This is a genomic window from Streptomyces sp. NPDC047515, assembly GCF_040643055.1.
In the GTDB taxonomy this organism is placed as follows: Bacteria; Actinomycetota; Actinomycetes; order Streptomycetales; family Streptomycetaceae; genus Streptomyces.
The window spans coordinates 181,093-207,047 of record NZ_JBEYTM010000008.1 but is presented as its reverse complement, the minus strand read 5'-3'; the positions used below and the strand labels follow the sequence as shown (position 1 = coordinate 207,047).

Below are 25,955 nucleotides of genomic sequence, written 5' to 3'. Positions count from 1 at the left end.
TCTCCAATGCGGGGACGTCACGTGGTGCCGACCGGTCTCGATCACGGCGGCCTGCGGAGCGAAGCCCCGCCATACGGGCCGGTGCGATCCGCCCGACCTTGTCGCGGTCTCCCGCAACGACAGCCATGGTTAACGCCCCGCCGAACCCGACGCAAGAATGTGACGTACTACCCAACTTAGGAGAAATGTCCGAAATGCTAAGTTCTGCGGCATTTCCGTGCCGATCGAACCGCGCCGGTCCTCCTATCCTCCCTAGGATGTGACGCACCTCCTATGGGTGGCATCACATCCCAGGGGCCGTATCGGGCGTTTCGACGGGCCGCCGGCGGTACGTGAGCGGGGCAGCCGACGGGGCGGTGACGTCCCGTGTTCCGGGCGCGGGAGCGGGGGGCAGCGGCCCCTCACACCCTTGATCCCACCTGCCCCGAGGTACGGGGTGCCTAGGTCGGCACCCCGTACCCCGCGTGCGACGGTTGCGGAGGGCAGGCAGGCGTCGTGAGCCCCGGCCGGGTCAGGTCTTCCGCAGGTCCGGGGCAGGGACGTCGATGAGCAGCCTCCGCACGGCGTCCCACGCGGCGCGCATCGCACGGGTGATGGCGGGCGAGTCGCTGCCGACGATGCGTACCCACGCGCCGCAGTCATCGGGCAGCGTGCTCACCCCGAACGCCAGACCGCCGGCCGCAAGCGCCTCGTGGAGGGTGTCCGCGACCCGGGTCGCGGGGGCGAGCGGAGTGACCGCGTACAGGGAGGCCATCAGGTCGTGCTCCGCGAAGACCGCCGGACCGGTGACCGGGCCGGGGGCCTGCGGATCGAGGCGGACGCTGTCCACGGCCAGGAGTGTCCCGTCGGGACGCTGGATCTCCAGGTCGCTGAAGAGCATGCGGTAGGCATGGCGTTCACCGCGGGCCAGCCGTCCGGCCGCGATCGTCTCGCCCAGGAGCACGGTGGCGGTCGGATCGACGGTCACGCGGGTGTGCTGGTAGAGGCGTGCGTCCCGGTACGGGATCAGGGAGTCCGGCAGGTACTCGACGTAACTGCCTTCTTCAGCGGTGAGGTTGACGACCTGGGTCGCGTGGTCGAACTCCATCCGGTGGACCTTGGTGGCGGCCTGGGTGGTGAGGTGCACCGCGGTGCCGGGGCCGCAGTCGATGTCGATCCGGTTGCGGTCGGCCTGGATGATCCCGCCCCCGGTCGACATCAGATAGGTCACCGGCAGGTCGGGCCGCGCCGGATCGACATAGAGCGGGCGCATGATCTGCAGCGGTGACTTCTGATAGCGGTCGACGAGCTCGGTCCGGTCGCCCACACGTGCGTAGCGCAGTTCGAGCAGGCCGACCTTGCCGGGGCGCCCGGCGGCCAGCGTGTCCGGGGGGCCGACGAGGTCGAGCATCCGGGCCGGTACCCGCCGGGGTTCGTAGTGCGCGGGTTCCAGCCGCGCGGGCGCCTTGGTCACGCGGAAGCCGCCACCTGCGCGGCTTCGTGGGACAGGATGAAGTCGGCGATGGTGTCGAGACCCTCTCCCGTGAGGGAATTCGTCAGCACCACCGGCCGTCCGTCGCGGACGCGGTGTGCGTCCGACTCCATGACGCCGAGGTCGCACCGCACATACGGGGCGATGTCCACCTTGTTGATGACGAGCAGCTCGCACTCGGTGATGCCGGGGCCCCGCTTGCGCGGCATCTTGTCGCCCTCGGCGGTGTCCAGTACGAACAGGAAGAGGTCGACCAGTGCGGGGCTGAAGGTGAGTGTCAGGTTGTCTCCGCCGCTCTCGAAGAGCAGGGTGTCCACGTCGGGGAAGCGCTCCATGAGTTCGTCCGCGGCGGCCTGGTTCATCGTCGGGTCGTCCCGGACCGCGGTGTGCGGGCAGGCCCCGGTCTCCACACCGACGATCCTCTCCGCGTCGAGGAGCCCGGCCAGGGTACGGCGCACGTGCGCGGCGTCCTCGCTGGTGTAGATGTCGTTGGTGATGACGGCAGGGGTCCGGCCGCGCTCGATCAGCACGGGGACGAGCGCTTCGATGAGTGCGGTCTTGCCGGAGCCGACCGGTCCGGCGATGCCGACGCGCAGCACTCCGTCTTTGGGCCGCTGCATGAGCTCGTCGTGGTTGTGGTGGTGCCTGGCCTGCATCGGGTCGTGCATGGTGATCCTTCTGAAGTGGTGGTCTTCGAGGTGCGAGAGGGGTGAGGGAGGGAAAGGCCTCAGCTGGCGAAGAGGCGCGCCTCGGCGCGCTCGTGACGGCCGGCCATGACATCCGCCACCGGGACACACCCTCCGATGTCGGCCGTTTCCCGCCGCAGGGCGGCTTCGACGGTCTCCTCGATCACCGGGGCGGCCCCGTGCAGCACGACCTGCGCCCGACGGTGGTCGGTCAGCCGCAGCCGCACGGCGGCCCCCACGAAACTGGCCGCGAAGGCGAACAGTTCGCAGGTGACCGCCTGGCGGGTCGACAGTCCGTTGGCCGCGTGGACGACGGCGGCGACGACCGGCTGGCAGCCGCGTACCGCTCCCTCCCGGTAGAGGGCCTGGTACCGCTCGATCTGTGGAGTGCCGTAGACCTCGCCGGCGAGGTCCAGCAGCTGCCGTCCGGTGCGGACCGCAGCCTGCCGGGCCTCCCGACCCAATTTGGTGGCATGCAGCCGCTGTTCCACGGCCACCACCTCCGCCCAGTCGTCGGCGGTGACCGCACGGTGGGCGACGGCGAGGGCGGTCGCGTCGGCCGGACCCGCGCTGTTGCGCAGCAGGTCGTGGAGGAGGACGGGCAGACCGCGCGGGGTGACCGCGCGGGCCTGCTGGAAGCCTTCCAGGCCGTGGGAGAGGGTGTAATAGCCGCTGGGGAACGCCGAGTCGGTGAGCTGGAGTCCGGTCAGCAGCGCCGGGATCGGCATCGGGTCGTTCACGCCGGGGATTCCGTTCGTGCCAGGTGGCCGTCCGAGGTGGTCCGGCCGTTGACGGCCGTCGCGAGGACGGTCAGACGATGTAGAAGAGGTGGTTGAGCGGAAGCCGCTCCGCCGGCTCGATGGTGGCGGGCTCGCCGTCGACCGTGACCTTGTACGTCTCCGGATCCACTTCGATGCGCGGCAGCGCGTCGTTGCGCACCATGTGCTCCTTGCCGATGGTGCGGCAGCGCTGCACGGGTTCGATCCGCCGCTGCAGCCCCAGCTTGTCGGGGACGCCCGCGGCGATGGACGCCTGGGACATGAAGGTCACCGAAGTGCGCTGCCGGGCACGGCCGTACGTGCCGAACATCGGCCGGTAGTACACCGGTTGCGGTGTGGGCAGCGACGCGTTGGGGTCGCCCATCAGCGCCCAGTTGACCATGCCGCCCTTGATGACCATCTTGGGCTTGGCCGCGAACGAGTGGATCGGCCAGAGCACGATGTCGGCGAGCTTGCCGGGCTCCAGGGAGCCGATCACGTCCGCGGCACCGACCGCGGTCGCGGGGTTGATCGTCAGCTTGGCCAGATACCGCAGGACACGCGCGTTGTCGTTACGGGAGCTGTCCTCCGCCAGCGGGCCGCGCAGCTCCTTGCAGTGGTGCGCCGTCTGGAAGGCACGGACGAAGGACTCGCCGACCCGCCCCATGGCCTGGGAGTCCGAGGAGAAGATGCTGATCACACCGAGGTCGTGCAGAACGGTCTCGGCCGCGATCGTCTCGGCCCGTACCCGGCTGTCGGCGAACGACACGTCCTCGGGGATGTCACGGGACAGGTGGTGACAGACCATCACCATGTCCAGCAGCTCGTCCACCGCGTTGATCGTGTACGGCAGGGTCGGGTTGGTGGAGGCCGGCAGCACGTTGGCCTCGCCGGACACCCGGATGATGTCAGGGGCGTGACCGCCGCCGGCGCCCTCGGTGTGGAAGGTGTGGATGGTCCGGCCGTCGATCGCCGACAGGGTGTCCTCGTAGAAGCCGCCCTCGTTGAGGGTGTCGGTGTGAATGGCCATCTGGACGTCGTGCTCGTCGGCGACCCGGAGCGCGGTGTCGATCGTGGCGGGGGTGGCGCCCCAGTCCTCATGCACCTTCAGTCCGGCCGCGCCCGCCTCGACCTGCTCGCGCAGCGCCTCGGGCAGGCTGCCGTTGCCCTTGCCGAGCAGACCCACGTTGACCGGCAGGTCCTCCACTGCCTCCAGCATCCGGTGGATGTTCCACGGGCCGGGGGTGCAGGTGGTGCCGTTGGAGCCGTCGGTCGGCCCGGTGCCTCCGCCGAAGAAGGTGGTGATGCCGTTGGACAGACCCTCCTGGGCCTGCTGGGGCGCGATGAAGTGGATGTGTGTGTCGACGCCCCCGGCGGTGGCGATGAGGTGTTCGCCGGAAATCACCTCGGTGCCGGGGCCGATGACGAGCTTGGGGTCGACTCCGCTCTGCAGATGCGGGTTTCCCGCCTTGCCGACGCCGACGATCAGGCCGCCGCGTACCCCGATGTCACCCTTGACCACGCCCAGAATGGGGTCGAGCACCACCACATTGGTGATGACGAGATCCAGGGCGCCTTCGCGGTTGAGCGCCGACGGGTCCTGGGCCATCCCGTCCCGGATGGCCTTGCCTCCGCCGTAGACGGCCTCTTCCCCGTAGGAACCGGCGTTGTGGTCGTACTCGACCTCGACGACCAGATTGGTGTCGGCCAGATGGAACCGGTCGCCGACGGTGGGACCGAACAGATCCGTGTACTGCTTGCGCGGGATGATCGCCATCAGACCCGGGCCCCCTCGTGGTCGGTTTCGGTGTCGCTGTCGTTGTGTATGAAGCCGAGCTCCGCGGCGCGGCGGAGTGCGACGCGCTTGGTGTCCGGGGCCGACAGGCCTCCGTTGACGAGCGCGGCGAAGCCGGTGAGCCGCCCGGTGCCGGCAAAGGCGCACAGCTCCACCTCGCGGGTGTCGCCGGGCTCGAAGCGCACGGCGGTGCCGGACGGGATGTCCAGGCGCATGCCGTAGGCGGCCTCGCGGTCGAAGCGCAGAGCGCGGTTGATCTCGAAGAAGTGGTAGTGCGAGCCGATCTGCACGGCCCGGTCGCCGGTGTTGGCGACCGTGAGTGTGATCCTGGCCCGGTTGGCGTTGATCTCTACGGGGTCGTCCCCGTAGAGGTAATGGGCTCCGCCAGACATCTGTGTCTCCTCAGTGTTTCAGGCGCTGATCGGGTCGTGGCAGGTGACCAGCTTCGTCCCGTCGACGAAGGCCGTCTCGACCTGGAGGACGGTGAGCATCTCCCGCACTCCGGGCATCACGTCGTCGTTGGAGACGACCTTGCGGCCCAGCTCCATGCACTCGGCGACGGTGTGGCCGTCACGCGCGGCCTCCAGGACGGCCTCGGTGATCAGGGCGGCGGCTTCGCTGTAGTTGAGTTTGGTTCCCCGGTTCCTGCGGCGGCGGGCCAGGTCCGCGACCACATAGACGTGGAGTTTGTCGATTTCCCGCGGTGCGAGGTTCATGGCGTCACATTGCTTTCTCGGGCGAGATGCCGGGCCGGCCCAGGAGTGGACCAGCCGCCAGGAAGAGCCAGGTCGTCACGGTGAACGGCCAGGTGAAGGGATATCCGCCGGAGGGCTGGGCAACGGCTTCCCAGGCGGCGGCGAACGGGACCGAGGCCACTGCGGCGAGCGCGGCGTACCCGGCGGTCCACGGAGTGAGAGTCAGGAAGGTGGCTGTCAGGGCGATCGCGCAGAGCACCCCGTTGTATCCGTACAGCCCCTCGCTGATCCGGTCGGCGGGCAGACCCGCCAGGCAGGCGGTCAGGAACGTGAGAACACTGGCGCCGACCGCCGCGACGGCGGCGATCCGCGAGGCGACGAGCAGTCCGACGAGCAGGATCAGGCCCGCGTACCACTTGTCCAGATAGAAGATCTGACCGATGTTGTTGCAGAGTGCCCGCCCGGTCTCCGCGGCCGTCATGGTCGTGAGCCCCGAGACGCGTCCGGCCGGACCGTCGGTGACCGGCGCCTTCGACAACGCGACCACCAGCGCCCCGGCGACCAGGCAGTAGGGGGCCGTCAGCACAGGCAGCCCGAGAGGGCCGAGGAAACGGCCCGCCGCGGCGCTCAGCACCGAACACACCGCTGCGCCGAGCACGGCCAGTACGGCGGTCTGCCACGAGGGGCCGAGCCGGACGGCGAGAGCGATCCCGGTCAGGCAACCGCAGTAGCCCTGCAGCCCGTTGACCAAACCATTCCGGTTGACTCCCAGGAGTGCCGCGACGGCGGTGGACGAGACTGCACCGAGCAGGCCGTACACGCCGAGTCGCCAATCGTCCACGAACAGCGCCACGGTGAACAGCAGCCCGGCCCACGCGTTCGAGCTGAGTGCGACCTGGGCGACGCCGCGCAGTTGTATCTGTCCGGCACGGGTAGCGGCCCAGTTCTTCGCCTGCACCACCTGTTCCACTGCAGGCACGTCTTCTCCTTTGAGGACATGACGAAATCACCAAAACACCCCGTATCCAGGGCGCTTTGGATCTTGATCAACATTCTGTTGAGACGGTACGCCCGACGAGGACGGGCCAGGGGCGCGCAGATCTGATGCTCAGCGTGATCGCATGGGCGCGATCAGGCATATCCGCTGCTGGGGGGACGCGATTCCCGGTCCCCCAACGACGATTTCCAGCCCCGTCGCCTCAGATTCTTGGTCAGAGGTTGAACATTCCGTACCTGACGTTTGACCGAACCGGGCGGACGCGGCCGCAATGCGCGTCCTTGGTGCGGGCCCCGTGGAGAGAGCCGCACTCGATGGCGGTCGGCGCACGGAGCGCCACGCGCCCCTGTCGGCCTTGCGCCCCGAGGGCCTCGGATCCTCGTCACATTGACGTGGACAGTGCGGGCTTGAGCCCGGTGGGAACCTGCCTCGGGAAACGAAGGGGTGCGCGCCCCGGTACACCGAGGGCGCGCACCGGAGGGCGTCATCGGGTGCACACACCGTCAGGACCGATGTCAGCACCGCGACTTGACCCATCGCCAACCGGTCGAGGGGCGGACGGAGCGGTCGTCGACCGTCACGGGGCGCGGTTCCTGCCGAGATGCCTCCTGAGGGAAATGGGGGGCCGGTCGCCCGAGGGACGACTGCCCGGTGATCCGGTCGCGAGGGTCAGACGAGCAGCCACACCGCCGTGTCCTGCGGGAGGCGGTCCCGGTCGCCCAGGGCGCCGCTGGCGAGCAGAACGCCGGTGTGGGCGGGGAGTCGAACGGGCTCCGGGGCGAGATTGACGACACCCAGCAGGCCGGGGCCCCGGCCGAAGGCGATGACCCCCGGCGCGGACGGCAGCCAGGCCAGCGACTCGTCCCGGAAGCCCGGGTTGGTACGTCGCAGCCGCAGCGCCTCGCGATACAGCGTCAGCATCGAGGCGGGGTCGGTGCTCTGGCGGTCCGCCGCGTAGGCCGGCCAGCCCTCCCGGCTGCGGCAGCCAGGGGTCACCCGGTGAACCGAAGCCGCTGCGGGGTGCGGCAGCGACCCATGGGAGGGGCACCCTGCAGCCGTCGCGTCCCGGGTTGGTACCGCCCGAGCGGAAGTGCATCGGGTCCTGGATGCGATCCAGGGGCACGTCGGCCTCCGGCAGACCCAGTTCCTCGCCCTGATACACGTAGACGGCACCGGGAAGCGCCAGGGTCAGCAGAGCGGCAGCACGGGCGCGCCGTGTGCCGAGCTCCAGGTCCGTGGGTGTCCCGAAGGTCTTCTCGGCGAAGTCGAACCCTGTGTCCTCGCGGCCGTACCGTGTCACGGTCCGGGTCACGTCGTGGTTGCACAGCACCCAGGTCGCCGGGGCGCCGACCGGGGCGTGCTCGGCCAAGGTGGCTTCGATGGTCCGGCGCAGGCGGCCCGCCTGCCACGGGCACGCGAGGAAGTTGAAATTGAAGGCGGTATGGAGTTCGTCGGGGCGGAGGTAGCGGGCGAAACGCTCGGAGTCGGGCAGCCAGACCTCGCCGACGAAGACCGCCTGGTACGCGTCGGCTATGGCGCGCCAGGACCGGTAGATGTCGTGGAGCTCGTCCTGGTCCATGTAGGGGTGGCGGTCGATGCCTTCGACGAAGTCGTCGACCGCCGGGTCCTTGGCGAGCAGCGCCGCGGAGTCGATCCTCACGCCCGCGACGCCCCGATCGAACCAGAAGCGCAGTATCTCCTCGGGTTCCTGACGCGCCGTCGGGTGCGCCCAGTTGAGGTCGGGCTGCTCGGGGGCGAAGAGATGGAGGTACCACTCGCCGTCGGGCACGCGTGTCCAGGTGCGTCCGGCGAACTGGGAGGGCCAGTCGCTGGGCGGGAGTTCACCGTTCTCGCCCCGGCCGGGCCGGAAGTGGAACAGCTCGCGTTCGGGGCTGCCGGGCCCGGCAGCCAGGGCCGTCCGGAACCAGACGTGCTGATCGGACACGTGGTTGGGGACGATGTCGACGATCAGCCAGAAGTTGGGCTGGGGAACGCCCACCGGCAGCTGGTCGGCCTTGGTGCGGGCCCAGTCGAACTGCCCCTTGCCGACGCTGAGGTTCTTGAAGTTCAGCCAGGCGACGGCGGCGGCCTTGATCCTGTCGCCGGAGATCCCCTTCTTGACCATGTAGTTGTTGCCGCCGGCCAGGGTGTTGTTCTCGCCCGGGATCGGCCCCATTCCGAAGTTCTCGTAGGACGTTGGGGTACGTCTTGTTGAACTCGGCGACGTCCTCCTTCCACTCCTTGAGCTTGGCCGCCTTCGCCGCGGGGGGGCATGCAGTCGATGGTGAGCGTCACCTTGGTCTTCGGGGGTGACGACACACTCGTGCGGGTGGGCCACCGGGTCGGCGTGAGTCCTGGCCACGAAGGCTTCGTACGGCTGGGTCGGCGGGTATCCGACGGCGAACTCCTGGTACGCGCCCCGGAGAACGCGGACCCCCGGGATCGTGAGGCGGGACGCAGGTGAGGGCAGGCGGTGGACAACCGGCGCAGCGCAGAGATCGTCCGCCGGGATCACTCACGAATAATAATTTTGCACACCGCGCAAAATTGCATAGCATGCACCTCATGAGTGCCGATGCCATGCCTCTCGGACTGCGCGAACGCAAGAAGCGTGCGACGCGTGACGCCCTTGCGGACGTGGCGTTGCGCATGGCCGCGGACCGCGGAATCGAGAACGTGACCGTGGAAGCGGTCACCGATGCGGTCGGCGTCTCCGTGCGCACCTTCTTCAACTACTTCCCGTGCCTGGAAGACGCGATCACCCGTCCCGATCAGGACAACGCCGAGCGGGCCCGTCGGGCAGTGCTCAACGCACCGAAGGAACTCACGGCATTCAACGCCCTGCGCGAGGCGGTCGGACAGGAGCTCGCCCATATCGAGGAGGATCACGAGCGCTGGGAACTCCAGATGGCCGTGCTCAGGACGAGTCCTGCACTGCTTCCCGGATTCCTGGCCGCGCAGGGCGCGGACGAGCGCGCCCTGGTCGCTGTCGTGGCCGAACGCCTCGGCCAGGACCCCGAGTCCGATCTCTACCCTCGGCTTCTCGCGCACGTGGCCATCGCTGCCGTGCGCGCCGCCGTCGAGCTCTGGGTGGCATCCGGCCGTACCCGCACGTTCCAGAGCTTCTTTCACGAGGCGTTCAACTCGCTGGCCGACGGTCTGAGCGGCTGAATCACATCCGAAGCCCCCGCCGGGGGCCCTTCACCAGAGAATGAGGAACGTCAGCCGATGACCGCTGCCGTCACACCCGAAACCGGTGCGCCCGAGGGGGCCGCGCCAGCCATGACACGTCGCCAGATACTCCAGGCCATGTCGGGCCTGATGGCCGGCATGTTCGTGGCCATCCTGGCCTCCACCGTGGTCTCCAACGCCCTGCCCAGGATCATCGCCGATCTGCAGGGCAGCCAGTCCTCCTACACCTGGGTGGTCACCGCCGAGCTTCTGGCGATGACGGCGACCGTCCCGATCTGGGGCAAGCTGTCCGATCTCTACGACAAGAAGCTGCTCATCCAGCTCTCCCTCTCGATGTTCATCGTCGGCTCGCTCGTCGCCGGCTTCTCGCACAGCGTCGGCCTGCTCATCGTGAGCCGCGTGGTGCAGGGCATCGGCGCGGGCGGTCTCACCGCGCTGGCCCAGGTCGTGATGGCGGCGGTCATTCCGCCGCGTGAACTCGGCCGCTACTCCGGCATCTTCGGCGCCGTCTTCGCCGTCGGCACCGTCGCGGGACCGCTCATCGGCGGCGTGCTCGTGGACACCTCCTGGCTGGGGTGGCGCTGGTGCTTCTTCATCGGTGTGCCGTTCGCCCTGCTCGCTATCGTGCTGCTCCAGCTGACCCTGAAGCTTCCGACGATCCGCAGAGCGGTGAAGATCGACTATCTCGGTGCCGTCCTCATCATGAGCGGGGTCAGCGCACTGCTGCTGTGGGTGACCCTCGCGGGCAACCGGTTCGACTGGGCGTCGTGGCAGACCGCCGCCCTGGTCACCGCCGGCGTGGTGCTGCTGGTCGCGGCGATCGTGGTCGAATCCCGGGTCCAGGAGCCGATCATCCCGCTGGACATCTTCCGCAACCGCACGGTGACGCTGACCACGGTGGCGAGCCTGCTGGTCGGCGTGGCCATGTTCGGCGGCACGGTGTTCCTCTCCCAGTACTTCCAGATCTCGCTCGGCAAGTCTCCGACCATCGCGGGCCTGATGAGCCTGCCGATGATCCTCGGTCTGATGCTGTCCACGACGATCGCCGGGCAGATCATCTCCGCCCGGGGCAAGTGGAAGGGCTTCCTGATCGCGGGCGGCATCATCATGACCGCGGGCATGGGCCTGCTGTCCACGATCAGCGCGGACTCCTCGTTCGGGCTGCTCAGCGTCTACATGGTGGTTCTCGGCGTCGGCGTCGGCATGCTGATGCAGAACCTGGTCCTGGCCGCCCAGAACGACGTACCCGCGTCGGAGCTCGGCGCAGCGACCTCGGTGCTGTCGTTCTTCCGCAGCCTCGGTGGGGCGATCGGCACGAGTGCGCTGGGCGCCGTGCTCAGCCACCGGGTGGCGAGCGAGCTGGAGAAGGGCTTCGGCGGGGCGGCGGGCGGCGGAGGCGCCGGACACGGCGTCCCCAACCTCTCCACGCTTCCCGCACCGGCCCGGCAGGTGGTCGAGCACGCGTACGGGGTCGCGACCGCGGATGTCTTCCTGATCGGCGCCCCCTTCGCGTTTCTCGCCCTGATCGCGGTGCTCTTCATCAAGGAGAAGCCGCTCAAGACGCAGAGCGGCATGGAGCGGCTCGCGCAGGAGAACGCCGCCTCGGCGGGGGCGCCGTCGGCCCCGACGCACTGAGCACACCGAGTTCGAGGAGGAGGGTCGCCATGCCCGGACAGAATCTGCGGACGCGCAGGATGCAGCGTACGCGTGAGGACGTGGCGCGTACGGCGGCCGGACTCTTTCTCACCCAGGGGTACGAACGGACCGCTGTCGACCAGATCGCGGACGTGGCGGAGGTCTCCCCGCGCACGGTCTTCCGCTACTTCCCCGCCAAGGAGGATCTGGTGCTGGCCCCGCTCACCGCGAGCGGGGACGCGCTGGTCGCAGCTCTTCGGTCACGACCGGAGGAAGAGAACCCCACGCGTGCGATGCGCGCGGCGTTCGGTTCGGTTCTGCGCACCCAGGAGGAAGGCGGCGCATCCGGTGTCGACGCGTCGCTGCTCCGGCTGATCGACCGGACGCCCGGCCTGAACGCCGAACTGCTGCACCGCGCCGCCGGACTTGCGGCTCGACTGGCCGAGGTCATCGCGGAACGGGAAGGCGTCCACACCGGTTCCGACCTGCGCCCCCAGCTCATGGTCGCCGTCTTCGCCGCGGCCGGCCGTGTGGCGATGCGGAACTGGTGCGGCAAGGAATCCACCACTGCGTCGCACATCGGAACGCTGCTGGAGTCGGTCCTCGACCAGATGGATCCCGGGCTGTTCGGAGACTGGCGCGGACGGACCGGGCCTGCTCGTGGCGCCACCGCGACCAGCCTGCCGCGGCCGGTCCCCGGGCCATGAGATCGGACTCGACCTCACCGAAGCAGTTACTTGAGGGCAGAGTGAACCGGCCACGCGGGCAATCGCCCACGACTCGCCGACGGGCCCGAGGGCGGCCCCCCCGGGCTGTTGGGCCGGCATGCCGAGGTGTCACGTACGCGGCGGACGGCTCCGGCGTCGGCCTACCGACTGTCGCCGGTCACGGTCGTCCAGCGCGGATCGATGTGGCCCCGCCACGCGTCCTGGTCGTCGGCCAGTGGCTGCGTCGAAGGAAGCGGCAGGAACCGGCAGCCGAAGACGAGGCCGGCATCGTCCCCGTGGACGTGGTGGTCCCACGCATCGGGGGTGTCTGCTGGTGCCTGGAGGAAGAAGAAGCTCGTTCGTCATGGCTCTCCCGTGTCGGGATGAGTCTTGTCCTCCACGGCGATCTGCCGAACGACAGTGGCTGTCAGCAGACCGGTCTCCTCGGCGATCTCTCGAAGGACCGCTTCTTCCGGTCCTTCGCCCCGTACGACTCCTCCCACAGGGACCTGGGTGCCGGCATCCGGCATGCCGATGTGGTCGAACACCAGCACTTCGGGGACGGAACGGTGCCGGATCACGTATGCGGCGACGCGGATTCTGGGTCGGGTCATCCCGGCATTGTCAGTCATCGGCGCCTTCATGGTCACCGCTGGGGTTGGGGTACTGAGGGGGCCGTCCGCATCGGCACGCCGCTCGCGCAGGGCGCCCGGACGCACCTGGAGACGCCCGGTCACGGCTCAGGAATTCATGTCCCCGTCCCAGTGCACCGGTTCGGCCGCCGCAGGGCGGCGCGCACCGGGCGGGTGCGCCCGGCGACGCCGTGTGGTCAACAAGGCGTGCATTGACCGCTTCGTCGACCACATGCGGAAGCCGGCTCGGAGCACGGGACGGTGGCAGTCGTCGACTGCTACACCTTTCGCGCCACGAATCCCCACTGGTCGACGGGTGCAAGGTCCTCGCCCTCGGCTCGCCAGAAAGTGATCGACCCGAATCCGGGCTCGACCAACTCCATCCCGTCGGCGCTGGCGAGGATCTCCTCCGGCCGGCGCACCAGGTACGGCGGGGTGTCGCCCGACGCGTACGCCTCCTGCGCGGCCAGCGTCCGGGGCGTGGCGACCGTGTCGCAGAGGACCAGATAACTACCTGGCACCGTGCCGACCATGTACCGCCGCATGAGTTCGATGCCGTCCGGGGGCTGGAGGTGTCCCAGCGTGGACAGCACCATCACCGCCACGGGCCGTGACATGTCCAGGGTGCGCGCCGCTTCCTCAAGCACCCGCTCGGCTTCCCGCATGTCCGCGTGCACGTAGTCCGTCATCCCGTCCGGTGCACTTGTCAGCAGGGCACGGGCGTGTGCCAGGACCAGCGGGTCGTTGTCGACGTACACGATGCGAGCCTTCGGCTCAGTGTCCTGCGCAACCTCATGGGTGCTGTTCTGCACGGGAAGCCCGGTCCCGATGTCAAGGAACTGGGATATTCCCGCTTCGGCCAGATACCGCACCGCACGCACCTGAAAGGCCCGTGACGCCAGGGCGAGTTCCCGTGTCTCGGGGTAGCTGGCGATGACTTGATCTCCCAGCTCCTGGTCCACCGGGTAGTGGTCCTTGCCGCCGATCCAGTAGTTCCAGACGCGGGCCGAGTGCGGAACAGCACTGTGGAATTGATCTGCGTTGCATGACTCGTCCTTCATAACGCCCTCTTCTATCACGGTTGTTCACGCCTCACATCCAAGCCTCGGCATGCCAGGAGGTCGAGGGACCGTCCGTGCGAGCGGAGTTGGCGATTCGGCCGGTCCGTTGTCCCCAGGTGCTGATGGGTCGCCATCGGCGGAGTTTTCGGATCGTGTGGGCCTGGACGTCATGGTGCGATCAGTACGGGTGCGGCAGAAACCCGGTTCAGTCCAGTTCCAGCATCCCCACCGTCTGATCCCCGCTCGTCTCTCCGGTCGGGCGAAAACCGAGCCCCTGGTAGAAGCCTGTCGGGCCATCCGAACCGGGGTGCCAGGTGGTCGTCAGGCGTGTGCCGCCTCGACGCCGGATCTCGGCGGCCACGGACTCCACTGCGAAGCGCCCGTAGCCCCGTCCTTGCTTTCCGGCCGCGATGTTGAGATGCCAAAGCCCGGAGCGAAAGTCTGTGCCTCTGCCGGTCCAGTCGATGTCGAAGAAGGCCATGAGGAACCCGACAACCTCGTCGTCGTCACAGATGAGCCGGGGCCATGCGACGGCGGGGTGGACATATGCCTCGGCGAGAGACTTCATCACCGGTGCCACCAGGTGTTCCTGATCGGGGCGGACCCTCAGGTCGATGGCAGCCTCGAAGTTGTCAGGGGTGATCTCTTGCAGGTGCGGTGAACTCGGCATGTCTGCACCCTATGCAGGCACTGCGCCCGACGAGCATGGCCCACAACTGAGTGCGGAAGACCGTCGCCTTGCCGCTCTTGGCGCGCTCGGCGGAGAGATACGTCCCATGGATCGTGCGCAGGCAGTCCCCGGTTGCCCCTCGCCGCATCCGCTCTGGAGCACGGCTGAGCGTCCAGGAAGGCTTTCTCGTCGGCGACCCGGTCGGGGACCGGAATGCCCGGGACCGCGGAGACCGCCCGCTGTACGGTCCTCCATGTACCCGCGGCCTCGGGGGAGCCTTGTCGCAGCCGTCCGAATGCAAGACGGGCGAGAATCAGAAACAGCACGTGCCGGTCCCACGGTACGGCGGGTCGTCAACTCGCCGCGGAGCGGCCCACCCTGATGGTGGGCGAACGTGGCAGGTCGCGTCGGCGTTTTCGGTCGTGTGAGGAGGTGACGGTAGGTAGAGGTGCGCCATATGTGCTGTGAGTGATCTGCGTACAGCGGCAGATGCGGGCGATGCGCCGTCGCGCCGGAGAAGGCGCCCGGCAAACCTGTTGTGCCGGATTGGCGAAGACCCATGAGGCATCGCTTTCCGCAGCCCTTTGGTTGCGCTGTGCTTCAACGGTTCCAGTTCCGCCGCGGCTCGCCCCGCGGTCCGGTCGTCGGGACATTCCAGCAGCGCCGAACTCAGGGGAAAACAGTGACTACACCTCCTCCCGCTCCGCTCCGGGTCGCACTGGTCAACGGCAGCTTCGAGCAGCCCGTCGTCACCAACTTCGAGATTCTTCCGGATGCCTCACAGACTCAGGCATCCAAGCGGGTCCCGGGCTGGCTCACCACCTCGACTGATCACCTGATCGAGCTGTGGCACTCCGGCTTCAACGGCGTGCCGGCCGCGCAGGGCTCCCAGTTCGCCGAGCTCAACGCGTACCAGGTCGCCACGCTCTACCAGGACCTGCCGACCACGCCCGGCTCCAAGCTGTACTGGAGGCTGTACCACCGTGGAAGGGCTGGTCAGGACACCATGGCGCTGGATATCGGCGCGCCGGGCTCCGCGGTCGAGCAGCGACGCTTCACGGACGGCAACACTGCGTGGGGCTACTACACGGGCACCTACACCGTCCCAGCAGGCCAGACCATGACCCGGTTCGCCTTCCGCTCCATCTCCGCCGCCGGCGGAAGCCAAGCGATCGGGAACTTCCTGGACGGTGTCTTCTTCGGCACCGCCCCCTACGTGGTACTCACCAAGACCGCCATCCCCGCGGGACCGCTGGAGGTGGGAGACGTCGTCACCTACCGCATCACGGCCAAAAACGAAGGCGGTGGCGCGGCCGAAGCCCTCGCCCTGACCGACGTCATCCCGGCCGGCACGACGTACCTGCCCGGATCCCTGCGCATCGTCGACGGTCCCAACGCCGGGCCGAAGAGTGACCAGAACGGCGACGACCAAGCGTACTTCGACGCCCAGGCCAACAAGGTGGTCTTCCACCTGGGCAACGGCGCCTCCAGTGCCCAGGCGGGCAGCCTGCCCAACACCGAGACCCTGCCGGGCGGCACCACCGTGGAGTACCGGGCCACCATCGAGCGGGACAGCGGCGGCCGGCAGATCACCAACACCGCCACCGCCACCTACGAGAACCGCCTCGGGCCGACTCCCGAACCACTGACCGCCACGTCCAACGAGACGGTCACGGAGGTCAACCCGGCCGCAGACCTGACCGTGGCGAAGGCTGCCGACGCGACCACCGTCACCGTCGGACAGACCGTGACCTACCGGCTCGCCGTCCGCAACACCGGGCCGAACCAGGCAACCGGCGTCACCGTCACCGACCTGCTTCCGGACGGCCTCACCTTCCTGTCCGCCACCCCCTCCCCCGGAACCTACGACCCGACAACCGGACAGTGGACCGTGGGCGACCTGGCCGACGGCGCCACCGCCACCCTCACGCTGCGGGCCAAGGCCACGGCGTCCGGCCGGATCACCAACGCCGCCACCGCCACCGCCGACGAGAAGGACCCCGACCCCACGAACAACACCGACGCCGTCGCCATCTGCGTCGAACGCGCCCCCTCCTGCTGCTCCCCCTGCTCGACGAAGGAGTAACCGCACCGCAGCGCCGGCTCCACCGGCCACACGCCCACCATGCCCCGGCCCCGGCCCTCGAGGCGCGCAACCGGGGGCATGCGCTCCGTGACGACCGCTGAACATGGCGGCCTGACTGGTACCACAGCTCCAGGAGGGTCCGGTCATGGAACACCCCAACCCGTAGGCCGCCGAACCTCCGGGTCCTCCGGGCGGCAGTCGAGCTGTGATCATCTCAGGGCGCACGATCAGCGAAAGTAGGTCGCTGCGGCTCGGAGACGTGACGGAGGGCCTCCTTCGGCGGGGAGAACCGGTCCCACAGGGATGTACAGCCGGGTGAGGTCCATCGCGACACCTATTGGGGTACATGACAGTCTGTCACCATCATTGATGCGCACAGTGACTGCTATTGATGCGGGCATGAACCGAAGGAAGTACTCACCGTCGTCGGGTCGGCGCGCGCCGCGTGCACGGACTGCCCGGCTTGCCTCGGCGGCATTGGCGCTCGTCGTCGGCGCTGGAGCGTCATTGGCGCTGGACGTCGGCGCCCAGGCCCGGCCGCGTGCCGCGGGGTCCCCTCTGGTCGATGAGACATTCACACAGGCCACGGCCCCCGAGTTCACCGGTGTGGGGTCGGCCTGTCTCACCGGCGCCCCGGCCGCCGCCGCGCCGGGTCCGGGGGACCACCCGCTGGGCGGTTGCCCGGAGGGGGTCGGGCCGGTGCCGCCCCCCAACGGAGCGCCGCACGGATACCTGCGGCTGACAGACGCGTCCACCGACCAGGTCGGGGCCGTCCTCTACAACCATGCGCTGCCCGCCAACCAAGGCCTCGACGTCACGTTCGACCAGTGGCAGTACGGAAGCACGACGCCCGCCACCCCCGCCGACGGAATCTCGTTCTTCCTGGTGAACGGTGACGGCGCACTGACCCACCCGGGCGCCTTCGGCGGCAGCCTCGGGTACGCGCAGAAGCTCCCCGACGACGACCCCACCGCCACGTTCCTGCCCGGTGTGGACCGTGGCTACCTGGGCGTGGGGCTCGATGTCCTCGGAAACTACTTCGGCGACTGGGAACACCGCGGGAACGGCTGCACCACCCGCTCCCCCGCCGGGACGGGATTCCGCGTTCCGGCGCCCGGGCCCAACATGGTCACGGTGCGCGGCCCCGGCGACGGGACCGAGGGCTACTGCTTCCTGACCGCCACCACCAGCAACTTCACCACCACCGGACCTTGGCCTTCGACCCTTCCCGGAAAGCTGCAAGGACCGCTGACCGCGCTGCCCCCGGGAGCCACCCCCGCCCAGGCCGAGGCCGCGCTCGAACCGTCGCGCCGCCGGGTCCATGTGCAGCTCACCCCGGCACCCAACCCGGTACTCACCGTGTCGGTCGACTTCAACGACGGCACCGGATCCCACCAGGTGCTCAGCACTCCCGCTCCACAACCGGTGCCCCCCACCTACAAGTTCGGTTTCGCCGCCTCCACCGGCCTGTTCACCGATGTCCACCTCATCCGCAACGTGTTCGTCACCAGTGACCAGCCGCTGCCGCAGTTGAACCTCGTCAAGCAGGTCAGGCAGCCGCTCCCCGGTGACCTGGTGGCAGGGTCGCGGGTTCCGTACGACTTCGTGGTCACCAACTCGGGTGCGACGGACATCACCGGCCTCGCCGTCAACGACCCGAAGACCGGCCCGGTGTCCTGTCCCACGACGACGCTGGCGAGCGGTCAGACGGTCACTTGTACCGCCATCTACACGGTCACGGCCGCCGATGTGACGCATGGTTCCATCGACAACACGGCCATCGCGACGGGGAGATCGAACGGCCAGACGGTCACGTCGCCGCCGTCCTCGCAGAGTGTGCCGATCGAACGGCCGGCCGGTCTCGTCGTGGAGAAGAAGGCGGAGACGCCCGGCCCCTACTCCGTCGGGCAGACGGTGACCTTCTCCTACACCGTCCGCAACACGGGCGGGGTGGAGCTGACCGACGTCAAGGTGGACGACGACCATGTCACCGGCATCACCTGTCAGTCGACCACCTTGGCCCCGGCGGAGAGTCCGGGCGACAGCACCACCTGCAGTGGCACCTACACGATCACTGCGAGTGACGGTACGGCCGGTTCCGTCACCAACACCGCCACGGCGACCGGCAAGGCCGACGGCGAGACGATCACCTCTCCACAGACGCAGCTGACGCTGCCGATCGGGGCAGCGCACATCACGCTGAAGAAGCAGGTTGTCACGCCCGGACCGTACGTCGTCGGGAAGAAGGTGCAGTACTCCTACACCGTCAGCAACACCGGCAGCACAACGCTGCACAACGTGCTTGTCAGCGACGACCGCGTCACCAATGTCACCTGCGACGCGACCACGCTGGCGCCGGGTGCCCATACGACCTGCCACGGCACGTACACGATCACCCAGGCCGACGCCAATGCCTGTAAGAAGACCAGGTCGGGCGGCGACGGCAAGCTCTGCCCCGTCACCAACGTGGCAGTGGCGGCAGGAACCGACCCGCGAGGGAACCAGATCGCCAGCGAACCCGCCAAGGTCACCATCGACATCAGCAAGCCGCGGCCCCCCAAGCCCCCGCACCACAAGCCGCCGCACAAGAAGCCCGTACATCACAAGCCGGTGCACAAGAAGCCCGCACACAAGAAGCCCGCGCACAAGAGGTACCTCGGCGAGGAAGGATCCAATGGCCAGGCACAAGCCTGACCGCAAGCAGGAAACCCAACGGCCCGGCGAGCCCGTCGGCCAGGGGAATCCTGTTCCGTAGGCCGTTCACCTCGCGCCCCGCCCCGAAGCGTCCGATGTCCGGAGTGGGGCGCGAGGCACGTCTTTGGCCCGCAGGACGGTGGTCATCGGTCGTGACGTCGGTGGCGGATCGGCTGATCGGGGGAGGGGCCGGAGGCGTGAGCGTCGACGCCGAACGAGCAGACCGGGATCCAGGAAGGCTTCCGCGTCGTGAAGAAGACCGAGGTCCCGTTGGGCGCGGACCGGTGGCTGACCGTGGTCTCCCAGGAGGATCCCGACGGGACCGAACTGCTGCTGGAACCCGACGGCCATCCTGCGGTGAAGCCGTACAAGGCGGCGCTGGTCAAGGACGGCGTCCCGGCCACCTCCTTCGCCGTGGACGACATACCCGCGGAGTTCAACCGGCTGCGCGAACTCGGGGTGCACTTCACGCAGGAGCCGCTGGAGATGGGCCCGGTCACCACCGCAGTTTTGGACGACACCTGCGGCAACCTGATCCAGATCGTGCACAGCAAGTGAGCTTGTTCATCAACCTCCGGCTGGCCTGGCTCATCGATGCCTGAGCAGTCTCATTGAAGTGTGATCGCGGTCGATCGCCCCGCATGGAGGAGGTGCTCAAGCCCCCTGGGCGAGGAATTGGCGGGCGCCGCGCAACGTGGTGTGCAGCTTGCGCTGAGTGGCGCGACTGTCGAGGCGGACATCGAGCGCCCCGGGAAGCGCGCTGTTGGCCCGCAGACCCGCAGGCAGTCGGGGGGCGTCGAGCCCGTCACGCTTGGCGATGAGGTTACCGAGTTCATATCGGCTCACGGCGTCGGCACCTGCCAGATGGTGAATGCCGTTCGCCTCGCCGGATGCGAGTTCCAGCAGGGCGGCGGCCAGGTCGGCGACATGCACGGGACAGCGGATGTCGTCGGTGAACAGGACACCGTTTCGGGTACCGGCCGCGAGCTCGTGCACCGCGCGTACATGCGTGGACTGCTGGTCGCCGATGATCAGCGAGGTGCGAGCGATGACGGCATCCGGGTACGCGAGGCGAATCCCTGTCTCTGCTGCGGCCTTCGCCGCGCCGTAGGGGGTGACAGGGTCGGGGAGGCAGGATTCGTCGTAGCGGATGCGGGCGCCGGAGAACACCGCGTCGCTGGATACATGGACCAGGCGGCAACCGTACTTCGCCGCAGCCATCGCCAGACGGACAGGGCCTTCGGCCGTGATCGCCCAGTCGGACTTGCCGCTCGTCGCGTTGACGACGACGCGCGGGGCGGCCTCAGCCACGACTGCTTCGACACGCTCCGGGTTTCGCAGGTCGAGGGCGTGCCACGTGACCTCCGGAGTGCTGCTGGGCCTGGTCGCGAAGGTCGCGGCCGTCGCGTGCCCGGCCGCTGCCGCCTGGCGGACCAGCTCAGTACCCAGGAACCCGCTACCGCCAATGATCAGGATCGTCATGACGTGACACAGTAGGGGAACCTCGCGCCGCTCCAACTTCGATGAGACTGTTCAAACGTCACTGTCGGAATGCCAGGGTCGAAATGCACGTCGATCGAACCAGTGCCGCATGAGGCCACGTTTGCCTTGTACTTCGCCGTGCGCGCTGACTGCTTTCCGCACACAGTGATGCGTCCGAAACGTCGAGTCATGCATCCAGTTGTGTGCGGATGAGCATGTCGAGCCGTTGCCAAGCCGGGGACGCGACGTTGGCCGTGGCCTGGATCAGGGCGGGGATCTCGGAGGCTGTGTCCAGCCCAGGCAGTTCGTCGGTGCCGTAGCGTGCTCGGGTTGCCTCAGCGATCCGGCGGGCGAGGCCGTCAAGGCGGGGATCGTCGGCGTCGAGGTCGTGCGCGTGCTCGTAGTCGAGAAAGAGCTGCCGCAGCGGGGGGTCAGCCAGGATCTCGGTCTGGTCCTGAAACAGGATGATCGCCTGGGCCGGGTGAGTGGCGAACGCGAGGATCCACAGGTCGCGTTGCAGATCCACTCATCGCAACGTGCGCTACGGCGGGAACGACGCCATCGACCTGATCAAGATGCACCCCCGGATGCGTCACGGTCCGGCTCGGGGAGCAGCCCCTTGTCGTGATAGACGCGAATGGTCTTGGTCGACACTGCGGCATACCTGGCAAGCTGCCCGATGGTGATCATCCGGCCATCGCCCCACTTGACCTTCCCCAAGGGCAGGGTTGCACCCTGGCGTCATGGTGAATGCGAACGTAGCCGGTCGGCCAGGAGATCGTTCGCTCGATGACTCATCATCGACGGCCGAGGCGTTCGCCGGACTCGATGTCCTTGCGGGCGAACCGGACGCCGATGTGTTCACCTCCAAAGCCCTTTCCGCAGGTCATGAGCGGCCCGATGCGTCCCGCCGCCGTTTCACCGCCGCAGGACGCACCGGGGTGCGGGAGGAAGTCAGGCGCCGCGCTGGACCGGACCGATGAGGGTACCGGCGGCAACCTTGAGCTTGCCCTCGGCCACGGACGTACCAGGGATCTCCCCGTCCGGGGCCTGGAGCGTGAACGATGCCTCCCTCGCGGCGGTGCTGCGGCCGCTGCTGGGAACCTGGATATCGAAATGCACCGGGTGGCCCGGACCGAAGGTCACCACGCTTGTCTGGTTGCCGTAGTGGCCGACGGTGATCCCGATCTCCGAACCATTGTTCGAGAATCGCACGTCGGTGGGCGAGCCGGCCAGCCGGCACGGCTCGTACCCGCGCGGCGCGGTCAGCGTCACGCGGTAGTGGTGGTGCCCTGCACTGGCGGGCGCATCGGTGATCTTCGCGGTGTGGTTGGCCGGCCGGCAGGCCGAAGGGGCGACACTGCCGGCCGTCGTGGTCGAAGCCTGCGCGACTCCCACACCAGCAGCCCCCGTCAGCGCAGTGACGGCGACGGTGATGGCGAACTTCCAGTTCGTACGCATCCTGAACACTCCTAGCCTTGCTCAATGGTCCTGCGGGTGCTTTCCGTCAGAACCATGGTCAACACGATTCCTGCCCCTCAACCCGCACAGGGAATGTCTCAGGATTGACACGGCCGTGCGGCCGGGCGTGTGCACCCCATACGCACCGTTGAAGTCCGGCCGCCCGTCTGAAGGACCGGACCGAAGGGAACGTCCGGTCATTGCTGCTCCAGCCGCGATTCGCGCCGTGGGCCGGCGATCGTCGTTGTCGCGGCATGACGGAAATCGCTGAAGTCGCGCCCTGGGCTGTCGGGTTGGAGTCGGCGTTCGGGCGGGTGGCGGGCCGACTCTGCCGAGCGGATCCGCACTGGCGGATGAGGGACCATGTCCGTGGGCCGCTGGGGCGGACGGCACGCGGGAACGGTCGGCGGCTGACGGAATGGGTCGGCCACCGTTACGCCGGATGGCTTCCAGCGGCTGTTGAGCACCAGCGTCCGGGATGTGGATGCGGATGCCCTGCGCGACGGACTCCGCGCCCAGGTCGGCGAACACCTTGGTCCTGGCGCCGTCCTCATCGCGCATGGGGCCGAGGAGGACGGCGGCGCGGATCTGGGCCTGGTTCGCGGTTCAGTGCGGTCGGTCGTGGGTGCGGGCCTCGGCAGTCGCCTTCAGGTCGCGCAGCCATGCTTCGAGGCCCTTGGCGAGGATCTCGGTCGCGGCGGGAACGTCCGCTTCGACCTGGTCGCCGGTGTGGGTCTCTTCAGTGCGCACGCGGACGCCGCCCTTGACCCCGGTGAAGGTCCACACGTGGACGCCGTCGATGCGCAGTCCTTCACCGACCGCGGGGCCGGTCCAGCGGATGCAGGAGTTGCGCTGGAGCTGCTCGACGGTCGAAGTGATGTCCAGGCTGGTGGCAGGTGTCGCGGGATTGGGGGGTATCGGAGTCGTCCACCGGAACGCCGAACCCTGCCGGAGAGGCCCCTGGTCGAGGCGCTCTACGGTTTCGACCGGGGCCTGCCAGGACGGCCAACGCTCCACGTCGGTCTGCAGCTTCCACACGGTCTTCAGGGGCGCGTGAATCACGGTCTCGGTCCTGTAGCGGACCCGCGCGTCGGGATCGACGCCTTTGCCGTGGCACATGAGGGACTTGGCGGAGTGGGAGAGGGTGGCCTCGGCGGGCGCCGCGGTGATCCCGAGAAGACTTACGGCGACGAGCGGGACGACGAACAGGGCGGCGGGGACGCTGGGGTTTCTGCTGCTGGACATGACATTCTCCTTGTCGACTACTGGGTGATCTCTGCTTGTTGAGCTCACATCGCTTATCGCGCGGGCATCGCGTCACCGCGCGACCGCCATCAGGGCGAACTGACCGACCACCATGACGGGGACCACCCAGGAGGAGACGGTCACCGACCGTGGAACACGGCGGTCCGTGCGGATGTGATGTGACACAAGCGTGATGGTCATACAGGCCCCCCGGTCCGGTGGAGTACACGGTTGCGACAGCCGTACCGTCGCATCGCCTTAGACGTTCTTTCTTGCGTTAGAACATATAACGCAAGCGACGGGTAGTCAACGCCTTGCGTGATAACCTCTAACAACACTTTGAAGCTATACCTGTACAGGTGAGGAAGGTGACATCCCGTGACGAAGTCGGACACGAAGACCCCGCGGGAGCGCTACCGGGCCGAGGTGCGCGCGGAGATCAAGGAACGTGCCTGGGAGCAGATCGCCAGGGCGGGAGCGTCCGCGCTCTCCCTCAACGCGATCGCCAAACAGATCGGGATGAGCGGGCCCGCGCTCTACCGCTACTACGCCGGCCGCGACGCACTGATCACCGAACTCGTCAAGGACGCCTATCGAAGCCTCGCGGACGCTCTTCGCACGGCCTCCGCCACCGGCGCCGACCCGGCCGGACTGGCACACGCCCTGCGCGACTGGGCCCTTCAAGACCCCCAGCGGTACTTCCTCATCTACGGCACCCCGGTCCCCGGCTACCACGCACCGGAGGAAACCACCGGCATCACCTCCGAGATGATGACGACCGTGCTCGATGCCTTCATGGCACTCCCCGGGGACGGCCCCGAGACGCCGTTCGGCGCACACCTGGAAGGCCACCGGGACTGGGCCGACAACCACCCCGCCCGCCCCGCTGTCCTCCATCGGGCCCTGACCTTCTGGACCCGCCTGCACGGAATCCTCTCCCTCGAACTCGCAGGCCACTTCACCGGGATGGGCTTCGACCCCGCGCTGCTTTTCGCAGCCGAACTGGACGACCTGCTGGCACACCGGGCTTGACGCTTACCGACTGAGTCCTTGTCGTCGCCGGCCCCGAGGAATCGGCTGACATGACGTCACGGGATCTGCTGGGTGAGGACGCGGACGAGTCCCTGCGGCAGTCCGCCGTCCACGGCACTACCGCAGCCGTTCGCCCATGGCTCCGGGGCTGAGCCGATCGCGGTCTCTCAGTCCCCGAGGAACCACGGGTACAGGTGCTGTCCCTCAAGAACAGTCCGGCCCAGTTCCAGAATTTCACGCGCGCACTCATCGGTGACCACACCCGGAGGCAGCCGCGGTACCTCTGCCGGCAAGGTGGACACCTGCCGGTGGTTGAACGCGGTGTCCGCGTACGGCAACAGGTGCCCCAGCATCGGAAACACCGACTGGTCGAGACCGGCCGGCTCGGGACTCCAGACCACACCATGCTTGGCCCGAGCCTCGATCGTGCCGTCCTCGCGACGGACCTGGAGATTGGTCACGGCCAGAGCCTACGGCCCCGAGGACGGCCGACCGGCCGAGCCGGAACGCTTCCCATCGCACGCAGTGCGGAGGACGGGAGGGGAGGTCGCTTCCCGTCCTCTGCCGCCGGCACGGGTCCGGTCCGGCTGCCTGTCTGCTCGTGCCCGCACTCGCGCCGATGGCGATCTCCCGGGCACTGACGTGCTCGGCGATCGGGATCCGCAGGGTCAGGACACCCGCGCCACCGCGAGGTGACCGGGCGACCGAACCGGGCCGAGGTATCCGTCCGTGGCGTCAGCCCGCCATCGGCAGGACCCTCCGCGACGGCACCGCGCCGAGTTCGTCCATGGCCACCGCCTCCCCGCTGTCCACGTCGACATAACTGACACGGACGATGGGGTCGTCACCGGTGTCGCGCCCGGCCGTGGCATCGAGTGCGAACACCACCGCGACCGGCCGCGCGTCCTCCCGGTCCCCGTACACACCCGAGTACTGGAGAATGCGCCAGCCGTTCTCCTCCCAGTGGTCCAGCAAGGCGGACCGGACCACTGGTGCGGCGGCCTGCCAGGCGAGGGAGTCCTCCAGGAGTTCGACGCTCGCCGCGACCGGCACCCGGTCCCTGCCGGCGGTGCCCAGGAGCGGGTGGCCGAAGACACGCAGCCTCGTCCGGCGCAGCGGCAGCAGCCACCACCTGTCGAGGTCGGCCGAGAGGGCGACCAGAACCGCCGCCGCCCCGGCCAGGAAAACCAGGGCGTCGGCGGGCCGCTCGGAGATCTCCGACCACCAAGTGCCCCGTGTCACCGCCACCGTGACCCCGCCGATGGCCACGACCGCCGCCCGTGCGAACGCCCGCCAGGTGATGGGGGTGTCCTCACTCGCCGAGCAGCCGCAGGAGGACTCCGGTGCCATGGTCCGGCCGTAGCCGAGGTAGGCGAGGAAGCCCGCCCCGAGGACCGCGGCGGCGGCCCCCGGCACCGGATTCGCCGGGGTGATCAGCAGACCTGCGGCGATCAGGAGTTCACCCGCGCCGGTCGCGCGCAACACCCTCGTGGCCCGCTCACTGCTGCGCAGAATGCGGGCCAGCGCCGTCTTCGGCGCCTGCTGTGCGGTGCCTCGACCGAACGACTTGACCGCTCCGGTCCACCCGAGCAGGCCCGCGAGGACCAGCGGGGCCAGGCCTGTTGTCAGTGACAGCATCTCTTTCTCTCTCGGTGT

General features: G+C 68.5%; 22 protein-coding genes and 5 pseudogenes. 7 read left to right on the top strand and 20 right to left on the bottom strand.

What is annotated here, in order from left to right; genetic code table 11:
* Positions 1–511: 511 nt before the first annotated feature.
* The 9 genes and pseudogenes from ABZ826_RS09880 to ABZ826_RS09840 form a co-directional block, all read right to left on the bottom strand.
* The gene (locus ABZ826_RS09880) at positions 512–1,390 is read right to left on the bottom strand and encodes an urease accessory protein UreD (protein WP_361444962.1); all 879 of its coding nucleotides are present in this window, start codon (positions 1,388–1,390) and stop codon (positions 512–514) included.
* Positions 1,391–1,449: 59 nt separating this feature from the next.
* Positions 1,450–2,091, bottom strand: a complete 642-nt coding sequence (gene ureG / locus ABZ826_RS09875) for an urease accessory protein UreG (protein ID WP_361444959.1) — start codon at positions 2,089–2,091, stop codon at positions 1,450–1,452.
* A 107-nt stretch (positions 2,092–2,198) separates the two neighbouring features.
* Positions 2,199–2,885 (bottom strand): urease accessory UreF family protein, encoded by a 687-nt coding sequence (locus tag ABZ826_RS09870; RefSeq protein ID WP_361444956.1) that lies wholly within the window; start codon positions 2,883–2,885, stop codon positions 2,199–2,201.
* An 82-nt stretch (positions 2,886–2,967) separates the two neighbouring features.
* On the bottom strand, positions 2,968–4,692 hold the full coding sequence (ureC, locus tag ABZ826_RS09865) for an urease subunit alpha (RefSeq protein ID WP_361444923.1): 1,725 nt from the start codon (positions 4,690–4,692) through the stop codon (positions 2,968–2,970).
* Positions 4,692–5,102: an urease subunit beta gene (locus tag ABZ826_RS09860; RefSeq protein WP_361444920.1), complete on the bottom strand. Its 411-nt coding sequence runs from the start codon at positions 5,100–5,102 to the stop codon at positions 4,692–4,694. The genes ureC and ABZ826_RS09860 overlap by 1 nt, the downstream gene beginning before the upstream one ends.
* Positions 5,103–5,120: 18 nt before the next feature.
* Positions 5,121–5,426, bottom strand: a complete 306-nt coding sequence (locus ABZ826_RS09855; RefSeq protein ID WP_361444917.1) for an urease subunit gamma — start codon at positions 5,424–5,426, stop codon at positions 5,121–5,123.
* A 4-nt stretch (positions 5,427–5,430) separates the two neighbouring features.
* A complete protein-coding gene (locus ABZ826_RS09850) occupies positions 5,431–6,384 on the bottom strand; it encodes an urea transporter (RefSeq protein WP_361444914.1) in 954 nt (317 codons plus the stop codon).
* A 687-nt stretch (positions 6,385–7,071) separates the two neighbouring features.
* Positions 7,072–8,371, bottom strand: a pseudogene (locus ABZ826_RS09845) (alpha-amylase family glycosyl hydrolase); the annotation flags it as partial.
* Positions 8,372–8,593 (bottom strand): annotated as a pseudogene (locus ABZ826_RS09840) (sugar ABC transporter substrate-binding protein); the annotation flags it as partial.
* Positions 8,594–8,967: 374 nt separating this feature from the next.
* Between ABZ826_RS09840 and ABZ826_RS09835 the strand changes: the two are divergent.
* From ABZ826_RS09835 to ABZ826_RS09825, 3 genes are read left to right on the top strand one after another with little or no spacing between them, the layout of a single operon-like run.
* A complete protein-coding gene (locus ABZ826_RS09835; protein ID WP_361444911.1) occupies positions 8,968–9,573 on the top strand; it encodes a TetR family transcriptional regulator in 606 nt (201 codons plus the stop codon).
* A gap of 57 nt (positions 9,574–9,630) precedes the next feature.
* Positions 9,631–11,229 carry an MDR family MFS transporter gene (locus ABZ826_RS09830; RefSeq protein WP_361444908.1) on the top strand — a complete coding sequence of 533 codons (1,599 nt, stop codon included), beginning with the start codon at positions 9,631–9,633 and terminating at the stop codon, positions 11,227–11,229.
* A gap of 29 nt (positions 11,230–11,258) precedes the next feature.
* On the top strand, positions 11,259–11,936 hold the full coding sequence (locus ABZ826_RS09825; RefSeq protein ID WP_361444904.1) for a helix-turn-helix domain-containing protein: 678 nt from the start codon (positions 11,259–11,261) through the stop codon (positions 11,934–11,936).
* A gap of 161 nt (positions 11,937–12,097) precedes the next feature.
* Here the strand turns inward: ABZ826_RS09825 and ABZ826_RS09820 are convergent.
* The 3 genes and pseudogenes from ABZ826_RS09820 to ABZ826_RS09810 form a co-directional block, all read right to left on the bottom strand.
* Positions 12,098–12,550 (bottom strand): annotated as a pseudogene (locus tag ABZ826_RS09820) (NUDIX domain-containing protein).
* Positions 12,551–12,846: 296 nt separating this feature from the next.
* On the bottom strand, positions 12,847–13,629 hold the full coding sequence (locus ABZ826_RS09815) for an SAM-dependent methyltransferase (RefSeq protein WP_361444901.1): 783 nt from the start codon (positions 13,627–13,629) through the stop codon (positions 12,847–12,849).
* 205 nt (positions 13,630–13,834) lie between these two features.
* Positions 13,835–14,299 carry a GNAT family N-acetyltransferase gene (locus ABZ826_RS09810; RefSeq protein ID WP_361444898.1) on the bottom strand — a complete coding sequence of 155 codons (465 nt, stop codon included), beginning with the start codon at positions 14,297–14,299 and terminating at the stop codon, positions 13,835–13,837.
* A gap of 682 nt (positions 14,300–14,981) precedes the next feature.
* Here ABZ826_RS09810 and ABZ826_RS09805 point away from each other — a divergent pair.
* From ABZ826_RS09805 to ABZ826_RS09795, 3 genes and pseudogenes are all read left to right on the top strand, one after another.
* On the top strand, positions 14,982–16,385 hold the full coding sequence (locus tag ABZ826_RS09805) for an isopeptide-forming domain-containing fimbrial protein (protein ID WP_361444895.1): 1,404 nt from the start codon (positions 14,982–14,984) through the stop codon (positions 16,383–16,385).
* A gap of 507 nt (positions 16,386–16,892) precedes the next feature.
* Complete coding sequence (locus ABZ826_RS09800; RefSeq protein WP_361444892.1) at positions 16,893–19,079, top strand: hypothetical protein; 2,187 nt, start codon at positions 16,893–16,895, stop codon at positions 19,077–19,079.
* A gap of 237 nt (positions 19,080–19,316) precedes the next feature.
* Positions 19,317–19,637: pseudogene (locus ABZ826_RS09795) on the top strand (VOC family protein); the annotation flags it as partial.
* Positions 19,638–19,733: 96 nt separating this feature from the next.
* Here the strand turns inward: ABZ826_RS09795 and ABZ826_RS09790 are convergent.
* The 6 genes and pseudogenes from ABZ826_RS09790 to ABZ826_RS09765 form a co-directional block, all read right to left on the bottom strand.
* Complete coding sequence (locus ABZ826_RS09790) at positions 19,734–20,561, bottom strand: sugar nucleotide-binding protein (RefSeq protein ID WP_361444889.1); 828 nt, start codon at positions 20,559–20,561, stop codon at positions 19,734–19,736.
* A gap of 187 nt (positions 20,562–20,748) precedes the next feature.
* Complete coding sequence (locus tag ABZ826_RS09785; protein WP_361444886.1) at positions 20,749–21,087, bottom strand: MerR family transcriptional regulator; 339 nt, start codon at positions 21,085–21,087, stop codon at positions 20,749–20,751.
* A gap of 56 nt (positions 21,088–21,143) precedes the next feature.
* Positions 21,144–21,251: pseudogene (locus ABZ826_RS09780) on the bottom strand (MerR family DNA-binding transcriptional regulator); the annotation flags it as partial.
* A gap of 264 nt (positions 21,252–21,515) precedes the next feature.
* The gene (locus ABZ826_RS09775) at positions 21,516–22,022 is read right to left on the bottom strand and encodes a DUF4232 domain-containing protein (protein WP_361444883.1); all 507 of its coding nucleotides are present in this window, start codon (positions 22,020–22,022) and stop codon (positions 21,516–21,518) included.
* A gap of 606 nt (positions 22,023–22,628) precedes the next feature.
* Positions 22,629–23,267 (bottom strand): SRPBCC family protein, encoded by a 639-nt coding sequence (locus tag ABZ826_RS09770; protein WP_361444880.1) that lies wholly within the window; start codon positions 23,265–23,267, stop codon positions 22,629–22,631.
* A gap of 72 nt (positions 23,268–23,339) precedes the next feature.
* Complete coding sequence (locus ABZ826_RS09765) at positions 23,340–23,468, bottom strand: hypothetical protein (protein ID WP_361444877.1); 129 nt, start codon at positions 23,466–23,468, stop codon at positions 23,340–23,342.
* Positions 23,469–23,645: 177 nt separating this feature from the next.
* Here ABZ826_RS09765 and ABZ826_RS09760 point away from each other — a divergent pair, with 177 nt between their 5' ends.
* Positions 23,646–24,299 (top strand): TetR/AcrR family transcriptional regulator, encoded by a 654-nt coding sequence (locus tag ABZ826_RS09760; protein WP_361444874.1) that lies wholly within the window; start codon positions 23,646–23,648, stop codon positions 24,297–24,299.
* A gap of 167 nt (positions 24,300–24,466) precedes the next feature.
* Here the strand turns inward: ABZ826_RS09760 and ABZ826_RS09755 are convergent, their stop codons facing one another.
* Both ABZ826_RS09755 and ABZ826_RS09750 read right to left on the bottom strand, forming a co-directional pair.
* Positions 24,467–24,760 carry a hypothetical protein gene (locus ABZ826_RS09755; protein WP_361444871.1) on the bottom strand — a complete coding sequence of 98 codons (294 nt, stop codon included), beginning with the start codon at positions 24,758–24,760 and terminating at the stop codon, positions 24,467–24,469.
* Positions 24,761–25,034: 274 nt separating this feature from the next.
* Positions 25,035–25,937: a MauE/DoxX family redox-associated membrane protein gene (locus tag ABZ826_RS09750; RefSeq protein WP_361444868.1), complete on the bottom strand. Its 903-nt coding sequence runs from the start codon at positions 25,935–25,937 to the stop codon at positions 25,035–25,037.
* Positions 25,938–25,955: the final 18 nt, after the last annotated feature.

Bases quoted from the DNA above. Each gene is read 5' to 3' on its own strand.
- ABZ826_RS09825 (WP_361444904.1), top strand. From the start codon at position 11,259: ATGCCCGGACAGAATCTGCGGACGCGCAGGATGCAGCGTACGCGTGAG.
- ABZ826_RS09830 (WP_361444908.1), top strand. From the start codon at position 9,631: ATGACCGCTGCCGTCACACCCGAAACCGGTGCGCCCGAGGGGGCCGCG.
- ABZ826_RS09815 (WP_361444901.1), bottom strand. From the start codon at position 13,629: ATGAAGGACGAGTCATGCAACGCAGATCAATTCCACAGTGCTGTTCCG.
- ABZ826_RS09880 (WP_361444962.1), bottom strand. From the start codon at position 1,390: ATGCTCGACCTCGTCGGCCCCCCGGACACGCTGGCCGCCGGGCGCCCC.
- ABZ826_RS09860 (WP_361444920.1), bottom strand. From the start codon at position 5,102: ATGTCTGGCGGAGCCCATTACCTCTACGGGGACGACCCCGTAGAGATC.
- ABZ826_RS09770 (WP_361444880.1), bottom strand. From the start codon at position 23,267: ATGTCCAGCAGCAGAAACCCCAGCGTCCCCGCCGCCCTGTTCGTCGTC.
- ABZ826_RS09810 (WP_361444898.1), bottom strand. From the start codon at position 14,299: ATGCCGAGTTCACCGCACCTGCAAGAGATCACCCCTGACAACTTCGAG.
- ABZ826_RS09765 (WP_361444877.1), bottom strand. From the start codon at position 23,468: ATGACCATCACGCTTGTGTCACATCACATCCGCACGGACCGCCGTGTT.
- ABZ826_RS09835 (WP_361444911.1), top strand. From the start codon at position 8,968: ATGAGTGCCGATGCCATGCCTCTCGGACTGCGCGAACGCAAGAAGCGT.
- ureC (WP_361444923.1), bottom strand. From the start codon at position 4,692: ATGGCGATCATCCCGCGCAAGCAGTACACGGATCTGTTCGGTCCCACC.
- ABZ826_RS09855 (WP_361444917.1), bottom strand. From the start codon at position 5,426: ATGAACCTCGCACCGCGGGAAATCGACAAACTCCACGTCTATGTGGTC.
- ABZ826_RS09870 (WP_361444956.1), bottom strand. From the start codon at position 2,885: ATGCCGATCCCGGCGCTGCTGACCGGACTCCAGCTCACCGACTCGGCG.
- ABZ826_RS09775 (WP_361444883.1), bottom strand. From the start codon at position 22,022: ATGCGTACGAACTGGAAGTTCGCCATCACCGTCGCCGTCACTGCGCTG.
- ureG (WP_361444959.1), bottom strand. From the start codon at position 2,091: ATGCAGCGGCCCAAAGACGGAGTGCTGCGCGTCGGCATCGCCGGACCG.
- ABZ826_RS09750 (WP_361444868.1), bottom strand. From the start codon at position 25,937: ATGCTGTCACTGACAACAGGCCTGGCCCCGCTGGTCCTCGCGGGCCTG.
- ABZ826_RS09790 (WP_361444889.1), bottom strand. From the start codon at position 20,561: ATGACGATCCTGATCATTGGCGGTAGCGGGTTCCTGGGTACTGAGCTG.